The following is a 2,208-nucleotide window of genomic DNA, read 5'->3' on the forward strand; positions in this document are numbered from 1 at the left end:
CCTCAATCAATCGTGCAAAACGATCTCGCAATTCCATCGGCAACGGTGCTGGCATGATCAATCCTCCCAAAAAGGGTGAACCACAGATCATGTCTCAGGGGAATCCTGCCGACTCAAACTTTTATCGAAATGCTTTAGTTAGCTGACATTTTGTCCTACACTACGGTCGCCCAACATCAGACTAGCTAATAAATTTGGTCAGAACACAACGTTTAGGTCATTGGCGAAAAGGACCGTTTGTGACCCAGTCCATCATCCAAAGCCGCCATTGGCGCAACCGCAGCGAAAGTCTAAAAGGTCCGCTGACCCGTCATCTGACGCTCAAATCCAACGGCAGCTTCGAGGCTGCCCGCTGACCTTAGAGCCCAAATCGGACCTTTCCGCCAAAGTCGCAACTCATCGTACGAATCGCATAATCTGCAAAACTGAGATACATTCACCGGAACAGGGCTGATCAGACCAGAATTGTTCGACCCCTAACCATTGGGTTGAGCGGCGCTGTCGGTACAACCTGCGTATGACGACCAACAATTTCAAGCGTTTGTAACTAGAGGTGTCGAATTCATCGGAGCTGAGGGTCAGCCAATGAAAAGAGTAATAAGAAGCGTTTTGGAGATACTGAATTCAAGTTGGAACGCCATCTGCCATGACAACAGGGGTTCTCCTTCAATGCCGGACGGATGCTTGCTGTTTGGTCCCGACGATCCCATTCCATTCGGCCATCATGATATGATGTTAGCTAGAGATGCTGAAATTTTTCTTGGCTCAACATCCCATGAAGCACGAGAGCGATCAGGACTCAACAAAGTATTAGTGGTCATCGGGTCCGAAAACAGCGGAAAGACTACGGCAACCTTGAAATGCTTTTCACTCTTGATGAAGAAATTTGAGATCTTGGAGCTAATATGGATAAGCAGGCTCGACGAGAACAACTATCTAGAAATCGCACAACTCCTTGAAACCCCTAACCTTTGCCGTGTGATTGTATTTGATGAAGCTGTCGGAAAACTGGATATATCCGATTTCGATTGGGAGCTCAAAACCATCGTTAATATTGGGCTTGCGATCAATGAGGGCGCCAGGGTCGTTTTGATCGAACGACAAAGACCCGATCACAATCTGGAGCGACACCTTAGGGATTATGTTGGATACGTTAAGTACTATTACCATCAACCAGCAAAGATTACAGATGCGATGTTTCATAGAACGAGCGCTGATTCAGGTGGCATCTACGATGACATGCGTATTGCCGGTGAGTCTTCGGAGACATTTCATAGGCGTCTGCACAGCGACGAAATTGTTGACTTGTCTGCGTACGCACGCTCACTTCCCGATGTCACCACGGAAATCATCGTGCGCCTTGCTTGGGACGAAATTCCGGTCTGGATTGGTGGCAGTCGCCTTCATGGTTTGTCGGCGGTTTGGGCAATTCTGGATGCAATGAAGAATCAGGAACGGATTGATGCGAACGTTCCAGACCTGGAGCTTCAAGTCATCCGCTTCTTATCCGATCTGGTTCAGGTCTCGGACATTTTTTTGTTGACTCACTTTGCACCTTCAGGTGGGGGAGTGGCGGGCAGCCTTGAGGAAAAACTGGCCGGATTGCTTGATGGGTCTGTTCCTGATCCAGAACGGACTGCCCGTGATTTTATGAAAATGTGCTTTCGGATTCGGTTCGACTTCGACAAAGATAACCCACTAATGCACTTGAAACTTCCGGAGGCCAAAGCTGCCAAATCTTCCAAGGTCGCAAAATGTATTGCGTCGCTGCTGTACAAGAAAGACGCTGTTTTGGACTACGATCCTCCTACAGACAATTACGACGAGGCAAAGAAGGATTTGCATGACCAACTCTCCATGAATCCATTTCAAGTCGTCTTGTTTACCCGCCCCACCTCTCAAACAAACGACGATGCCTCGTCGCAACCTAGTGGTCGTGTTTGGAGGCACGCTGTAGTCGTTGAGCTGACGGGTTGACGCTGCTTGTAAAGCCTCAGCGTTCGCATATCCGAACGGTGGCATTGTCCGCTGATCGGTCAGCCGCACCGTGGATTCAATGTCGGCAAAGGGCTGAGGCTGTGTGGAAACGTCTTTGGTTTTTCAGCTTTAAAGGTTTTCTGGTGGTTTTCTTTGGGGTTTTCGATTTCTGGACCATTTTGGGACTTATTGCGCTGGAGCGGGGTGGAAGCCGGACTCTTTTGACGTTTC

Annotated in this window: 1 protein-coding gene; it reads left to right on the forward strand. The window is 48.7% G+C overall.

Annotated elements, in window-relative coordinates:
• Nucleotides 1-585: 585 nt before the first annotated feature.
• A complete protein-coding gene (locus tag ACFWW2_RS16165) occupies nt 586-1,977 on the forward strand; it encodes a hypothetical protein (protein WP_393929593.1) in 1,392 nt (463 codons plus the stop codon).
• Nucleotides 1,978-2,208 lie beyond the last annotated feature (231 nt).

Source organism: Yoonia sp. R2-816 (assembly GCF_046762905.1).
GTDB lineage: Bacteria > Pseudomonadota > Alphaproteobacteria > Rhodobacterales > Rhodobacteraceae > Yoonia.

Excerpts from the sequence above, each read along its gene's own strand:
- ACFWW2_RS16165 (WP_393929593.1), top strand. The coding sequence starts at position 586 with ATGAAAAGAGTAATAAGAAGCGTTTTGGAGATACTGAATTCAAGTTGG.